Origin of the sequence: Paenibacillus sp. RS8, from assembly GCF_041956825.1 — a bacterium.
In the GTDB taxonomy this organism is placed as follows: Bacteria; Bacillota; Bacilli; order Paenibacillales; family Paenibacillaceae; genus Paenibacillus_AQ.
Genome location: NZ_CP168131.1, coordinates 2,642,481 through 2,657,668 on the forward strand (window position 1 = coordinate 2,642,481; position 15,188 = coordinate 2,657,668).

The 15,188-nt window shown below is 44.1% G+C and carries 14 protein-coding genes; 13 read left to right on the forward strand and 1 reads right to left on the reverse strand.

Annotated elements, in window-relative coordinates:
• Nucleotides 1-68 precede the first annotated feature (68 nt).
• Nucleotides 69-362 (forward strand): hypothetical protein, encoded by a 294-nt coding sequence (locus ACDZ28_RS13120; protein WP_341110639.1) that lies wholly within the window; start codon nt 69-71, stop codon nt 360-362.
• A 41-nt stretch (nt 363-403) separates the two neighbouring features.
• On the opposite strand, the gene ACDZ28_RS13125 is transcribed toward ACDZ28_RS13120, so the two are convergent.
• Nucleotides 404-2,314, reverse strand: coding sequence for a glycoside hydrolase family 20 zincin-like fold domain-containing protein (locus ACDZ28_RS13125; protein ID WP_375104887.1), 1,911 nt, complete (start codon nt 2,312-2,314; stop codon nt 404-406).
• An 84-nt stretch (nt 2,315-2,398) separates the two neighbouring features.
• Between ACDZ28_RS13125 and ACDZ28_RS13130 the strand changes: the two genes are divergently transcribed.
• The 12 genes from ACDZ28_RS13130 (at nt 2,399) to ACDZ28_RS13185 (ending at nt 15,182) form a co-directional block, all read left to right on the forward strand.
• Nucleotides 2,399-3,253: an AraC family transcriptional regulator gene (locus ACDZ28_RS13130; RefSeq protein WP_042124422.1), complete on the forward strand. Its 855-nt coding sequence runs from the start codon at nt 2,399-2,401 to the stop codon at nt 3,251-3,253.
• 316 nt (nt 3,254-3,569) lie between these two features.
• Nucleotides 3,570-5,216 carry a sensor histidine kinase gene (locus ACDZ28_RS13135; protein WP_375104888.1) on the forward strand — a complete coding sequence of 549 codons (1,647 nt, stop codon included), beginning with the start codon at nt 3,570-3,572 and terminating at the stop codon, nt 5,214-5,216.
• 23 nt (nt 5,217-5,239) lie between these two features.
• Nucleotides 5,240-5,875, forward strand: coding sequence for a response regulator transcription factor (locus ACDZ28_RS13140; RefSeq protein ID WP_036676623.1), 636 nt, complete (start codon nt 5,240-5,242; stop codon nt 5,873-5,875).
• A 265-nt stretch (nt 5,876-6,140) separates the two neighbouring features.
• Nucleotides 6,141-6,881 (forward strand): YveK family protein, encoded by a 741-nt coding sequence (locus tag ACDZ28_RS13145; protein ID WP_375104889.1) that lies wholly within the window; start codon nt 6,141-6,143, stop codon nt 6,879-6,881.
• Nucleotides 6,865-7,506 carry a CpsD/CapB family tyrosine-protein kinase gene (locus ACDZ28_RS13150; RefSeq protein WP_076119863.1) on the forward strand — a complete coding sequence of 214 codons (642 nt, stop codon included), beginning with the start codon at nt 6,865-6,867 and terminating at the stop codon, nt 7,504-7,506. Before ACDZ28_RS13145 ends, ACDZ28_RS13150 begins: the two co-directional genes overlap by 17 nt.
• A 149-nt stretch (nt 7,507-7,655) precedes the next feature.
• A complete protein-coding gene (gene galU, locus ACDZ28_RS13155; RefSeq protein WP_036676615.1) occupies nt 7,656-8,546 on the forward strand; it encodes a UTP--glucose-1-phosphate uridylyltransferase GalU in 891 nt (296 codons plus the stop codon).
• A gap of 30 nt (nt 8,547-8,576) precedes the next feature.
• Nucleotides 8,577-9,269 carry a sugar transferase gene (locus ACDZ28_RS13160; protein ID WP_042124430.1) on the forward strand — a complete coding sequence of 231 codons (693 nt, stop codon included), beginning with the start codon at nt 8,577-8,579 and terminating at the stop codon, nt 9,267-9,269.
• A 25-nt stretch (nt 9,270-9,294) separates the two neighbouring features.
• Nucleotides 9,295-10,230 carry a glycosyltransferase gene (locus tag ACDZ28_RS13165; RefSeq protein WP_339289379.1) on the forward strand — a complete coding sequence of 312 codons (936 nt, stop codon included), beginning with the start codon at nt 9,295-9,297 and terminating at the stop codon, nt 10,228-10,230.
• A gap of 9 nt (nt 10,231-10,239) precedes the next feature.
• A complete protein-coding gene (locus tag ACDZ28_RS13170; RefSeq protein WP_042124434.1) occupies nt 10,240-11,586 on the forward strand; it encodes an O-antigen ligase in 1,347 nt (448 codons plus the stop codon).
• Nucleotides 11,583-12,356 (forward strand): WecB/TagA/CpsF family glycosyltransferase, encoded by a 774-nt coding sequence (locus ACDZ28_RS13175; RefSeq protein ID WP_042124436.1) that lies wholly within the window; start codon nt 11,583-11,585, stop codon nt 12,354-12,356. Before ACDZ28_RS13170 ends, ACDZ28_RS13175 begins: the two co-directional genes overlap by 4 nt.
• A complete protein-coding gene (locus ACDZ28_RS13180) occupies nt 12,353-13,831 on the forward strand; it encodes an O-antigen ligase family protein (RefSeq protein WP_339289381.1) in 1,479 nt (492 codons plus the stop codon). The genes ACDZ28_RS13175 and ACDZ28_RS13180 overlap by 4 nt, the downstream gene beginning before the upstream one ends.
• 22 nt (nt 13,832-13,853) lie before the next feature.
• A complete protein-coding gene (locus tag ACDZ28_RS13185) occupies nt 13,854-15,182 on the forward strand; it encodes an oligosaccharide flippase family protein (RefSeq protein ID WP_231574048.1) in 1,329 nt (442 codons plus the stop codon).
• Nucleotides 15,183-15,188: the final 6 nt, after the last annotated feature.

Here is a 15,188-nt window from a genome sequence, read left to right on the forward strand (position 1 = left end):
TTCTTTCGCCCTGATTATATCCTTCTCTTTATTCCATTACAACTAAAATTTAGGAGGTTTAAGGACAAATGGAGTGCTATACTTTGGGTCAAATGCTTATGACGATTCGAATGGGGCAAAAGGCTGAAACGCCAGACGGCCGCATTGTGATGCGTACCTCTGCGGGTCTTATTTGGAGAAACGGGATCTTGAATGGAAAAACAGTAGAAATCAAGGATTATTTGTTCTCTGATTTGTGGCAAATCTATGAGGATGAGGAAAGTATGAAAGAGGGAATTGGCAGAGAAAAGCATGAGGAGCGGGAACGGGAGATGCTTGAGAATCAATATGAAGAGCTGCGCTTAGCGAGTCGAAAACGCTAGATTTAACGTTAAACTCGCCAAGCGTAGCTAGGATGAGGAAATTACTTCGATTTCAATGCTTCGTATTGACCTCTTAGACGTAGAAGTCTCCAAATACTTTGATCCAAGCCACCGAGTCGGTTGCGCTCGGTCCACAATAGACGATATTGATGAAGAAGAACATTCAAATCATTGATTTGCTCCGTAATCAGGTTAGGGTCAATCGAATCTGGTGAGGATGCCAGCTGCAGTTTGATTCTGCCAAGCTGCACAGCGTGTTTCACAAAATGGATTCCGTTACTCAGTTCCTTTAGGACAAGATCAGCATCATCACATTGTAGATCAAGTCCCGAGAGTCGTGCCTCGATAGAGAGCATGTATTCTTCGAGATTGTTGAAATGTTCTTCGGTAAGTTTCTCTACAATTAACAAATTGTCGAGATTAGTGCGAAGAAGCAGGGACATTTCCGTATCATTTGAACGAATAATCTCGGATTCAAGCTGATAGTAATTGCCGAGATCAAGGAGTAGTTGACCAATACCCTCGGAGCGATCGGCAAAGATGAATGTATTTAGATACTTTGCAGTGTTCACTTTTAGATTGTTATCTACATTCCAGGCAAGTGCAGCACCGTAAACATATCCAGTATAGCTGATTGGGAGATGCTGCCAGTGTCCGTGATCCCCCCAATCGGTAATGAGATAGCCGATGGCACCGTTATTCTTGCCATGAATAGCAGCGCTACGCAGATTGGCAAACATATTGTCGCTACGCCCTGTAATGGAGTTCCATGAGCTGGTGCCTGGGCACACATAGAAAGGAATACCTGCTTCACGGAATTTGAGGGTATCCGACTCGAAAGGATGTTCCGCACTATATCCCCATTCCATTGCAATAATATCTTTAGGAAGATGAGGAATCAGCTCAGGATGCTGGATAATAATATCACCCCAGAATTGCATCGTTTTGCCGCGTTTCGTAACGAGTTCATAAATCTTCTGAAGAAAAGATAAATAGATCTGACCTTTGCCTTGTGATTCAGCTAGCGCTTTGCTTTTGCCAAGACCTAGCTCATACGTCTCATCACAGCCTACATTAAACTGATTAGAGGTAAAGTAAGGAAGCAGATCATCGAACATTTTTTCTAGCAGAGGGAGTACGGCAGGGTCTTCGGTGTCAAACGTACCGGGATGCATAAATAACCCTTCTGGATATACATCTGCCATGTACAATTCCTTAGGAAGCATGAATCCCTCTGGAATTTCCGCCAAAGCATTGAATTCAGGACGGGAAAGCCAGCCTTCCATATGTCCAAAGCTGTTCTGGTTGGGAACAAGCTCAATATATCGCGCCTTACAATAGGCATCTAGAAGCAAGATTTCCTCGCCAGTAATCGGAGTTTCAAGCTCCCACACTTGAGGGAAAGATTCATACGCGAACGGAGCACCTTCTATATATAGCTGAACTTGGTTCATCTTCAGATCGGCCATAAGGTCAATGATTCGGTACAAGGTTTCTTGCTTCGGAATTTTATTGCGGCTGATATCAATGGTAATCCCGCGAGCTCCAAAATCAGGTTCATCGTGAATATGCAGATGAGGAATAGATCTTCCGCTTTGCTCAATAATTTGTTTCAGGGTTGCTACGGCGTAGAAAGCCCCGACAGGTGAACTATAGGAGACAACGATACCGCTTTGATCAATAACAATCTCATATGCCTGCTCAGATAAGGATGGCACATAGCTAAAGATACAAGCGGATACTACCGTTGGGCGTGTGCCAATGGATAAGGTTAAATGAAGATTTAAGGCTTGTTTAATCACAGCTTGCAGCTTTTGTGCAGCCGGCATTGCACCTTGTTCTCCCGTACTAGGAAGCACGATGCTTCCGCTTATTGGGAAACGGAATGAACCTTCGGACAATGTGATTTCACGCGGATTAGGTACAAGCAGTAGTGTAGAATGATTAAGCATAGCGTGGACACCTCTTATTCATGTAGAATATGATCAACTTCACAATAACCTTATCACTACTAAACAAGGGGAGGAATGTCTATAATGTCCAAGCACATGGATTATATGATCAGTCCATATCCAATACGAATTATTGATCCGAAGGTTGAGTCCTCCAAGCTGAAGCTTAAAAATATAAGAGTAGGACAAGCCGGTCATTTGCCGGGAAGAACGTTATTCCGGTCGGGCGTAATCTTTGAACACTGGGCAATTGTTTACATAGTATCTGGTGGCGGCACTTATATGGAAACTTCGGGTAAAGAACAGCAGGTGCGTGAGGGCAGCTTATTCTTTTTTCGCCCAGGATACAGTTACAATTTCGGTCCACCATCTGGAGGGAGCTGGGATGAGTATTATATTAACTTTAATGGGACACGTGTATCGGAATGGCTGGAGTCGGGTCTAATTGCTGGCGGGAATGTGTTCCAAGCAAATTCGATCATGGGTCTTTCGACCTTATTTGAAGAAGTGCTAGAGCGTATGGAGAGTGGAGAACCTGCAGATGCGGATCGGGCCGCATTACTCGTTGAAAGAATGCTATTGGAGTGTTCATTTATAATAGAAGAAAAAAGTTGGAATGCCCAGGCAGATTATATGCGTCAAATCCGTGAGGACCTTAATTTATGCATTTATGGTGAAATGGACCTAGAACAAATTGCGGCTAAACATCATATTTCGATGTCTACACTTCGTCGTCTTGTTCGTCGTAGTAGCGGTTATCCGCTTCATGAATATATTCACCGTCTTAAAATGGCAGAGGCTAAAAAGCTGCTTCTCAACACCTCATTACAAGTGAAAGAAATCTCTGGTATGCTTCATTATAATGATCCGTTCTATTTTTCACGTTTATTTAAAAAATATATGGGGATCGCGCCCCAACTTTGCCGAAGCAACATATAAAACGACATGACTCTACTAGAGTCCCATTGACAATTATTTAAATTTGTATAATGGTGTCGTTTTATAAGTTATGTTGAAAATAATGGATGTATTTTACATATATATGTTAGTTCTTATTAACTATAACGGAATAAATACCAAAATTTAGGAATAAATCCTTCTAAAAAAATAATAAATTTTTTGTAACTATTTTTCAAATGGAAGCGCAAACATGGATAATGTCAACTTGTTATTGTGATTTTTCTCATGTATGATGCTTTTATCGAACACAGTACAATCTCGCATTTTCCAAAAAACTGGAGAATAGGGTGGTGGGATGAGAATCAAGCCAACTGCAGAAGACAAACTGATTGCGTATTACAGGTACTTCTCTTTGTCCCTCACATCGCTCATGTATCTTCTAGATCAAACGGGACCTTCCGTAATTTATAAATGCCTTGTTATTGCCATACTCTTTCTGTTTGCACAAACGTTCTCATTTTGTTATCGGAGGTTACGAAGCAGGCCAAAGAGTCTCGTCCTGGCTGTTAGTGTAGAGATGGTGGGAATTATTGCATTGACCTTGTTTACCGGTGGATACGAGAGTTCGTTTAGGCTCTATGTGCTAAACCCTGTATTGATTGCTGCGGGCTCATTGTCCATTTATTTTGGATGGTCGCTGCTCTTAAGTTACATCAGTATTTTCGCGGTGCTTTGTTATTTTGTTATCAATTCTGCGAACAAAACTTTTCTAGAAATTGTATTTGTAAATGGGAATCTGTTTCTAACACTGGTACTTACGGTTATAATAATGCAGATCGTTAATCGGATGAAGTGGCAACGTGAAGAATCGAATGCTCGCACGAAAGAGACGATGGAGCATATCAAATCGCTGTACCATATCGTGGAAACCTCAAGCCAACATGATTTCATGAATATCGGTCAAGTGATCACCGATTATGTTGTTAAGCTAACGAAGCTAGACAAGGCTTTGTTTTGGTTCGCCAAGAAAAGCGGAGAACCAGCTCCGCAGAGCAGGCAGACCGGCTGGCAGCAGGAAGAGGAACAGTTCCTATTCTCAGAGCTGGGAAAACATGAGCATGAATGGAGATTGCAGCGAGAGCCTATTTTTAGAAATCTTCCGGGATTAGGAGATTTCCTGCTGATGCCTGTACGGATGAGCACCCGTTTTGTAGGGATGATTGGACTCAGGCTGGAGTCTGCAGAGGGGCTGGAAGGCCGCAGATGGTATATTCAACAATTGATATTCTTATCTGAGCTAAGTGCGAATATTCTTGAAAGGCATGAGCTTGGTGTGATCGAGAACCGGTTGATCATCACGAACGAACAGAACCGGATTGCGGATGAAATGCATGACAGTGTATCGCAGAGCCTTTTTGGCATTGTGTATGCGACGCATTCGCTGAAGGAATCGTGGAAGAGAATGTCAGATCATGAGCTAGAAGAACAAATTGAGCTTATTCATGACTCTGCTACCAAGGTTGCTAAAGAACTGCGGATCACGATCTACAGTCTTAGCTCCAAGAAGAGCGGCGGGCCTACATGGTTGGGCATGGTAAGATCACATTTGAAGAGCTTATCCAGATTAAATGATGTTGATATTGATTTAAAAATAACGGGAGATGATTTTAGTCTCCCTTATCCTTACCACAAGGCGCTTTTTCGGATTATCTCTGAAGCCACTGGAAATGCCATCAGGCATGGCGCTGCCAGTCGAGTGGATGTAGAGCTATCTCTGAAGCCGACTTGGATCCGATTATTGATTTGTGACAATGGTGTTGGTTTTGATACTGATTTGTTATGGATTGAATCCGAAGATAGTGTAAGCGGGCTTGGCATGAAGAATATGCAATATTTGACCCAGTCGCTCGGTGGCGACTTTCAGTTGTCCAGTAATGAAAGTTCAGGAACAAGAATTATGATTTCAATTCCTGTCGGTGTAGCTGAATTAAAGAATGCATAAACTTTAGGCGGGAGGTCGTTTCTGTGAAAATCGTCATTGTTGATGATCATCCTTTAGTTAGAAGAGGACTGGCATCTGTCATTTCCATGCAACCGAATGTGCAGTTTGCGGGTGAGGCAACGAATGGTCAAGAAGCGCTTCTTGTGATTGAGGAGACGCAGCCTGATCTCGTACTGATTGATCTTAAGCTAGCAGATGAATCGGGGCTGGATGTCATCAAGACAGCACGTGCTCGTGGTATCGTTAGTAAGTTCATTCTGTTGACGTCATCTGCGAGCAGAGAAGATTTCCTGAAGGCTGAAGAAGTACTGGTAGATGGATATGTACTGAAAGAGGCGTTGCCGGAGGAGTTACTGTTTGCTATCCAATTAGTGCACAAAGGCAGGAAGTATTACGATCCTGGTCTGATGGAAGATAAAATGCGCATGAGCGGAAGCAGCCCAACGGATGAATTGACACCCAAAGAGAAGGAAGTTCTGATCGAGTTGGGACAGGGCGCTTGCAACAGAGAAATTGCCTCACGCCTTTTCATTAGCGAATTTACGGTGAAGAAGCATGTCAGTCAGATTTTAGCAAAATTACAGGTGGCTGATCGTACACAGGCGGCGCTTTATGCAAATGCTGTCGGTTTAACCAAATATGAAATGTCTTATGAGTGAAAATTGAAATAATTCATAAGCATTGTACATGAACACGGACAGGATGTCCGTGTTTTTTTGTACGTCAAAATTTAAATTAGCCCTAAATATGGTACTAAGGTATACCATCACCCCCTCTTACGGTGTAAAACACCTTACTCCAAAGTGAACAGGAAAGTAATGATATGACCCATGTGGCGAATGATGTGGATTGATAGAATTAAAGCAACAACTGAAACTTTCATGAATTATTTCAGAATGTAATTTATGCGGAAGGAGGGTTACTGTGGAAAAGACGATTCTGGATTACATTAACCTGATTAAAAAAAGGTTTTGGCTCATCATGGTGTTCGTTTTGATCTCCTGTGCTACGACTTACTATGTTAGTAAAAACTTCGTTGAACCCGTCTATTCCGCTTCCGGACAGTTGCTTGTCAACAACATTGCCAAGGCTCCCGAGAGCAACAAACTTAACGATTTGAGCTTTAGCCTGAATTTAATTGAGAGTTACAAGGAAATTATGAAATCACCGACCATCATGAAAAGCGTAATAGAAAATCACACGGAGTTTGGTCTGACGGCTGATGAACTAAGTCAGAAGCTTGAGATTAAAACTTCAGAGAAGAGTCAGGTGATCAACCTAAATGTACAGGATGAAAACTACACCAAAGCTGCCGGGATCGTAAATGCGGTTTCGCAGACATTCATTCGTGTATTGCCATCGCTGATGAGGGTAGACAATGTTATCTTGCTGACACCGGCCGATCCGACTGATGTTCCAGGGCCCTCGAACGGCGGGTTTGCGATGAATCTCATTATAAGCTTTGTTGTATCGCTTATGGCTGCTCTAGGAATTATTTTGCTGATGGAAACACTTAACGGCACATTAAGGTCTGAAAAGGAAGCGGAATATGACCTTGGTCTTCCGGTAATTGCTTCGATCGCAACCATTCGTAAACGCGATTTGGGTAAGGCGGCAGGCGGCAACACAAGAGTGAAGGAGGGTGCTTATGTTACGGCTAAATAAGAGTCTGGTTACGGACGTTAATCCATCCTCGCATATCTCGGAATCGTTCCGATCGCTACGCACATATATACGCCACCTTGGATTAGCACAGGATAGCGGAGGGAAAGTGCTGCTCTTTACGTCAGCAGAAGCTGGAGCAGGCAAGACGACGATTTTGTCGAATCTGGCGGTGTCTTTCGTCCAGGATGGGAAGAAGGTAGCGGTGGTGGACTGCAATCTGCGACATCCCGGTCTTCATACAGTGTTTGAAGTAGAGGGTAGTGACGGGCTTGCGGCTTATTTAAGTGGGCAAGAGGAAGCGGATAACATCGCTGTCCTCGGAAATCTGGCCAATCTTTCGGTCATCCCGGCGGGTAAGACTCAGGTTAGTCCGCCGGATTTGCTAGGTAACCCTAAAATGACCGCTTTGCTCGAGGAACTAAAAGAAAACTACGATCTGATCCTACTGGATTCTCCTTCGGCAGTCGACTTCAGTGATGCTCGTATATTGGCGCCACAAGCGGACGGCGTAATCCTGGTGGCCAGATACGGAAAGTCCAAACGGGAATCGATTCGCAAAGCGAAGACGCTGCTTGAACAGACCGGCTCTAATCTAATCGGAATTGCCATGAACCAGGCGAAGTAAATGTTTATGCTTTCGAAGTGAGTTTTGCCCGAAGTGAAATCATTGAAGCTAATACTTACAAAACTTAAGTTTATGCTTTCGAAGTGAGTTTTGTATGAAGTGGGATCATTGAAGCTAATGCTCACAAAACTTTTAGGAGGTAAAGTGCGATGAAAAAAGTAAAAAAAGTAATCATACCCGCGGCAGGACTAGGTACGCGCTTTCTTCCTGCAACGAAAGCCATGCCTAAAGAAATGCTTCCGATTATCAATAAACCAACGATTCAATACATTGTGGAGGAAGCTATTGCTTCCGGTATCGAAGATATCATCATTGTTACTGGTAAAGGTAAAAGAGCTATTGAGGATCATTTTGACAATGCGTTTGAGCTGGAGTCTAGGCTTCTGGAAGATGGAAAACTGGATCTGCTTAAAGAGGTTCAGCGTTCAGCCAAGGTGGAAATTCACTATATCCGCCAGAAAGAACCAAAGGGTCTGGGTCATGCCGTATGGTGTGCAAGACGGTTTATCGGAGATGAGCCATTCGGTGTCATGTTAGGCGATGATATCGTCACAGGAGCCGTACCTTGCCTTAAGCAGCTGATCGATCAATATGAAGAAACACAAAACTCGGTTATCGGAGTTCAAGAGATTCCTGATGAATTCACGAATCGTTACGGTATTATTGAACCGGATTTGCAGGACGGTAAATTGTATCGGGTTAACAATTTTGTAGAGAAGCCGCCACTGGGTACGGCACCTTCCAATCTGGCGATCATGGGCCGGTATGTGTTTACTCCGAAGATCTTTAAGTATCTCGATTTGATGGAAGAAGGTGCTGGCGGAGAGATCCAGTTGACAGATGCTATTCAGAAGCTGAATCAGAGCGAACGGGTATATGCCTATAATTTTGACGGAACAAGATATGATGTCGGCGAGCGGCTTGGATATATTTTGACCACACTTGAATTTGCACTGCAGAGCGAAGATTTGCGCTATCCGGTAATGGACGCAATGTCGGAATGGCTGAATAAAATGGGACAAACCAGCTTGAGTAGTTAAGTTGAGTTCGCAAAATTTTAGATGAGGAGGATGAGCATGCAAAAACTGCCGGAAGACTACGAGGCGGTCCTGCCGAAACTTTACATGCTGCATACCGATGAGAGAAGGAAAGAAGCGGAGTCCTATCTGATAATGAAACGGATGATCGATATCTTTTTTTCCGCTCTTGGTCTTCTCGTGTTAATGCCATTATTTGTTGTCGTGGCGATTCTGATCAAGCTGGAAGATCCGAAGGGTAAAGTGTTCTTTCGGCAAAACCGGGTTGGCAAGAATGAAAAGCAGTTCCCTATGTATAAGTTCAGATCCATGGTTAGCAACGCTGAGGAGTTAAAGGAAAACCTGATGGCCTATAACGAAGTGAGCGGTGCAATGTTCAAGATTAAGAACGATCCTCGGATCACACAGATCGGGAGATTTTTGCGCAAGACGAGCATCGATGAGCTACCTCAGCTGTGGAATGTGCTGATAGGGCAAATGAGCCTGGTTGGTCCTCGTCCTCCACTGCCAGAAGAAGTGGCCCAATATACGGAATATGACAAACAGCGTTTGACGGTTACACCAGGCTGTACCGGGTATTGGCAAGTAAATGCCCGAAACAGTGTGGGCTTCGACGAAATGGTTCAGCTGGACTTAACCTACATTCATATTAGGAGTACCATGCTGGATCTAAAAATCATTGCTAAAACTGGGCTGATGTTACTCGGTTCAAAAGATGCTTATTAATAATGTGGAAATTAGGTGAATGCCGATGCGTGAATACGGAGACGTTCCTAAGCTTTCCATTATCATCTGTACCTACAACAGAGCACCTTTATTGATCAAGACGCTTCAGTCACTTTTAAAGTTGGATTACTTAGAGCAGGCGGAGATCATTGTTGTGGATAACTGTTCCAAGGATGATACTGAAGCGTGCGTCAAAAAGTTCATAAGAACACATGGAGCTGATGTGGATATCCGCTACATGATGGAACCTATACAGGGGCTGTCAGCGGCTAGGAATACAGGGATTCTGGCTTCCAAATCCCAGCTGATCGCCTTCCTAGATGATGATGCGATACCTTGCCGGAGTTGGATTACAACGATTGTCAGTACTTTTGAGAGTAAACCGGAGGTTATGGCTATGGGAGGCAAAATCTCTCCTATCTTCGAAAGTAAACGTCCGGATTGGTTGATTAAGCCCTTCGAACTTCCATACACCATTGTTGATTTAGGCAGCCGGATTAAGGAATATCCCAAGCAGCTTCACCCTTGTGGAGCCAATATGGCAATGCGGAAGCTTGTATTCGACATCAGTCTTTTTCCTTTAGACCTAGGAAGGAAGGGAGATTCTCTCCTCTCTGGGGAAGAGACTTGGTTATTCGGACAGATTCAAAAAGAAGGGCATTCCATTCTTTATCATCCGGAAATGGCCGTTGATCATTTTGTTCCAGCGGCTCGTTTGACGGAAGATTGGATCATGAGGCGGTACTATAGCCAAGGAATCTCAAATGCTATGAAAAGCGAAGGAATAAAAGGCAAGCTGCTTCTAATGGGAAAAACAGCCGCTAAGCTCGTGTATATCCTGGCTGATTCTATTCTTTCACGAAGCAAAGGGAGAAGACTTTTGAACAAATGCAGGCTGGAGAGTATTCGTGGAACGCTTCATATGATTCTCAATCGGGAGAGGCATTCCGCAGCGGGGTGAGGGATTAACATGACTAATTTTGAGTGGGGCTCCAAATTAAATGTTTTGCCATACGGGATGCTCTATCTCATGTCGGCCCTGTTCTTTGGAACGGCGGTCATCTACCAGCCGATGATTGCGATAGCTGCCGTGCTTCTGATTATTTTGCTGGGAATCTCGATTTCACGGCCGGAGTGGATCAGTTATTTCGTTTTAATAACGACGGCAATATCGATTAACTTTTTATATGATGGCAGCATGTTCGGAATGGAAATACTGTCACTTTATAAATTGGTTATCGTGATGCTGCTTGTTCCTTGTATTCTGGTCAATGGTTTGCGGTTTCGTCTGAGTCACCCCTTGTGGGCAATGGTGGCGCTTCTAGTGATTACCTTTGGATCTTCGATTTGGCTGCCAGAAATGACCTCATCCATTGCAGTTAAAGCTTTTATCGGTCTATCTATTCCATTCGTATTTTTATTAATTAACTGGAAAAAGAATGTAGCCGAGCTGCAAATCAAAATTATCTGTATGCTTCCCCTTGTTAGCGTAGTGGTTGGTTTGTTGCTGCAGCTTGCGCATGTTCATAATTTTCTCAACATCGAGTATACAGGCGCTGTACGGATTCAGGGGGCTAATATTCCTGCGCATCTAGCGATGCTGGCCTTTATGGGAGTAGCGATTCCATTTATAGAGGTGAAGCGGAATCCGCAGCAAGCACGCTTTTTCTATATCATGTTAGTTCTAAATTTCTTTATCTTGATTGGAACAGGAACAAGAGGGCCTATATTGGCACTTGGACTTACCGTTCTCTATTACTTCTATGATATTCTTCGTCAATATTTGAAGGGCAGAACCTATCTGCTAATTCCGTTGTTGGGTGCATTTTTCCTGATTATGGTCGCTGTCTTCTGGCAGCTCGATAATTTTGAGAAACGTTCCTTTGAGAGACAGACAGATACGGCTGTTGATTTATCAGGAAGGTCGGAGGCATGGGAGTATTTCTTAAATAAGGCTGCGGATTCTCCTTGGTCTGGCAGAGGGCTTGGAGCAGTTACGGTAGCAAATGATGGAACGTTGTACAAGGGTTTTGTAGTTCCGCACAACGAGTATATCCGCTTTTACTTCGATGGGGGATATATTGGCGCTATTCTGTTGATGTTCTCTTTATTGGCTGTATTTATTCTGGTGTACAGAGCATTGGCTCCGCCGATCAAACCTTATTATCTGTTATTTATTGCAGCGTTTTTAATCTACTCATTCTCCGATAACACGCTGTCGACGGTCCAATTTATTATTCCGTTCTGTTGGTACCTGAACTGCCTGTATCGATCTTCACAGCCAACCGATTCCCCACAAAAAGAAGTGATACGATGAATCAAGTGAATATGTTCGATGTCAATTTTGATAATTATGATTTTATGGATCTGCTTGATTACATTGATAAAACCATTCAGGAGAGGAATCAGTCTTATATCCTCACTTGCAATGTAGACCATGTGATCAAGCTTCGTAAGGATAAAGAATTTCAAACGGTGTATTCGAAGGCAGGCGCAGTTGTTGCTGACGGAATGCCACTGATCTGGGCATCCAAAATGCTAGGCAAGCCGCTTAAGCAAAAGGTATCCGGAGCGGATCTATTTAATCGATTGGGCAACGCCTTTGAGCAAAGGAAGTACCGGCTGTTCTTCTTAGGCTCAGCTGAAGGCGTAGCGGAACGGGCAGCGATGAATTTGAAAACAGCGCATCCCGGAATAAATGTAGTTGGCTGTTATTCTCCATCCTATGGATTCGAGCACAATGAGGAGGAGAATGAACGCATTATAGAGATGCTGACTGAGTGCCAGCCAGATATCGTGTTTGTTGGTGTAGGAGCGCCTAAGCAGGAAAAGTGGATTTATCGCCACTATACCTCTTATCAAGCTCCGATATCGATCGGAGTGGGAGCGACCTTTGATTTTCTATCAGGCTCAGTGAAACGAGCGCCTAGCTTCATGCAAAAAACAGGGTTCGAATGGTTCTGGCGGCTTAGCCAAGAGCCGGGTCGACTCTGGAAAAGATATCTTGTAGATGATGCACAATTTCTACTTTTATTACTTAAGGAACTGCGTAAGCGGGATAAGGTGAAGGAAGGAGGCTTGGAATGAGTGTATTTACGCCCCCATCTGTTAGGTTTATCAAGGCAGCTGGTATAACAGGGGGAACTGTTGCTGTAGGTGTCTCTCTTCCGCTGATCATCGGATTCTCCAGTGCGCTGCTGAGTTCATCGAACAGTCTGCAGGGAGCCATTCTCTCAGCCATCCTATTCCCAGCCTTCTTGTTAGCCATACTTAGACCCAAAATGCTGGTTGCGTATACCTTGCTAATCTGGGCAGTTGCTCCAGAGCTACGCCGCATTGCTGACTGGTCAGAAGGAGTGTATCACTCTGTATCCTTGCTAAGTTTAGCCCCCTTGTTAACCGGTGTAACCTTGATTATTCCGCTGCTGAAGGAGATTCACAATATTCAAAAAGCCTCCACGCGGATCATGTTACTGTTCGCAGTTGCGCTGGGTTATGGAGCTTTAATCGGCTTGGCCAAGAATGGTATGGGCTCAGTTTATGACTTAGCGAATTATATTGTGCCACTGCTGCTATTGCCGTACTTTGCCGTCACAAAGTTCAAGCCGAGGGATATCGATCGATTGCTTAAGGCTTTTTCCAATATTGCCGTCCTAGTTGCCATTTACGGGATTGTTCAGTATTTGACTGTGCCACCTTGGGATGTGTTCTGGATGAAACATGCGGACATGATGTCCATCGGAAATCCATATCCATTGGAAATTCGAGTGTTCTCCACACTCAACTCACCGGGTCCGGCTGCAACATTCTTAGCATTTGCTTTAGTTCCAATGATACTGGAGAAAAAATGGCGGGGAACATTGCGCTGGATTGGTGTTCTGCTGGTTGTAATCTGCCTTCTGACTACCTTAGTACGCGCGGCATGGCTGATACTTCTGGTGATGTTGCTCATGTACATTGGAACCTCTCCTTCTAAGGGAAAATGGAAAACCTTGATCCAATTAGCTTTTGTGGCTGCTGCGTTGTTCTGGGTAGTACCGAAATTGCCTGGTGCCGAAGGACTGGTGGCCCGGGTAGAGACACTTTCTTCTGTTCAGGAAGATCACTCTTATAATGAACGACTAAGTTTATGGCAAAACATGCTGCCGATGGTCGCCGCCAATCCAGTAGGTCAGGGAATTGGTAGTGTAGGTCAAGGGACTAAGCTTGGTAACGACGGTGAGCTTGGAGAGTATGGAATTATGGATAACGGAGTTATCGCCTTACTGCTAACCTTTGGTGTTCTGGGTGCTATTTTCTTCTTCGGAGCTTTAGGCGCAGTTGTCAAACAGATATTCGCTAGAGTAATCAGAAGGGACCAATTGCAGCCATACGCCCGACTTGCGTTAGCTACTTGGACCGGTGCGATAGTCAGTCTGGTGTCAGATAATGGGTTTCCCGGACTCAAGGGATACTTAATCTGGATGCTAATCGGTCTTGGCCTCAGCGCAAGGGAGATTACTCAGAGTAGAAGGAAGGGAACACCGTATGCAGCAGTTGAATGCAAAGTCTCTCCCCACTAGAACAATCTGGTCATCCTTTAGAATGTTCACAAAGAGTAAGGACAACAGCTCGGCAGCCGTAAAAACTATGTTTGTCAGTGTCATGATCCTACTGATTAACATGTTAACGGGTGTACTGACCGCCCGTTATCTTGGGCCGACAGGGCGTGGGGAACAGACGGCAATGATTAACTGGTCACAGTTTCTGGCGTTTAGCATGAGCTTTGGGATTCCGTCAGCTCTGATCTATAACGCTAAGAAAAACCCGGATGATGCCGGAGTGCTTTATCGTATGGCATTGCTGCTTGGTATCATTTTTGGGGTCATAGCGATGATTATTGGTATCGTGGTCTTGCCTTACTGGCTGAAATCCTTCAGTCCGGAGGTCGTGACCTTTGCTCAGTGGTCTATGATTCTGTGTCCGATTATAGTGATCTCTCAAATTAACAATGCAGCTTTTCAATTCAGAGGAGAATACAAGAGGTTTAATTGGATTCGCTATCTAGTCCCATTGCTTACACTGATAATGATTGGGATATTGATCGCGCTGGATCAGATGAATCCTTTTACAACTGCAGTTGCCTATCTCCTTCCGGGAGCGCCACTGTTTATCGGAATGACGATTTCCTTGCTTCGCACCTATAAGGTGAAGATGAGAGGGGCCTTTCAGAATTTAAAAAGATTATTCACTTACGGGCTGGGTTCTTACGGCAATGACTTGCTTGGTAATTTCTCTACCTATATCGATCAGATCGTAATTGCCGGTTTGTTACGACCTGCTGATCTGGGGCTGTATGTAGTGGCTGTGAGTCTATCGCGAATGGTTAATTTTTTCTCAAGCTCGATTACGGTCGTGTTGTTTCCTAAGGCTTCTGAGCTGTCAAAAGAACAGGCAGTTGAGTTAACATTCAAAGCCTTCCGAATAAGTACGACCTTCACCATGTTTGGCGGAGTAGTCCTGATGCTCTTAGCCCCTTTAGTGATTCCGCTGATGTACGGCAAAGACTTCAATGCAGCATTAACCGTGTTTCGCTTGTTGCTCCTTGAAGTGACCATTAGCGGAGGGACGATCATTCTGGCGCAGGCCTTTATGGCGCTAGGCAAGCCGAAAATTGTTTCGATGCTTCAAGGTTTCGGCTTACTCTTGGTTATCCCAATGTTGTTCCTGCTCATCCCTAAATTTGGCTTACTCGGAGCAGGGATAGCGATGTTGTCATCATCAATCCTGCGATTCTTCTTCATTGTTCTCAATATAAAGTACACCTTAAAAGTTAAACTTCCACGGTTACTCATTACCCGGGAGGACATCCAGTGGATGAAGACGACGATGAATTCTTACATTCGCAAGAAACCGATGGATATGAATGGATAATGCGAA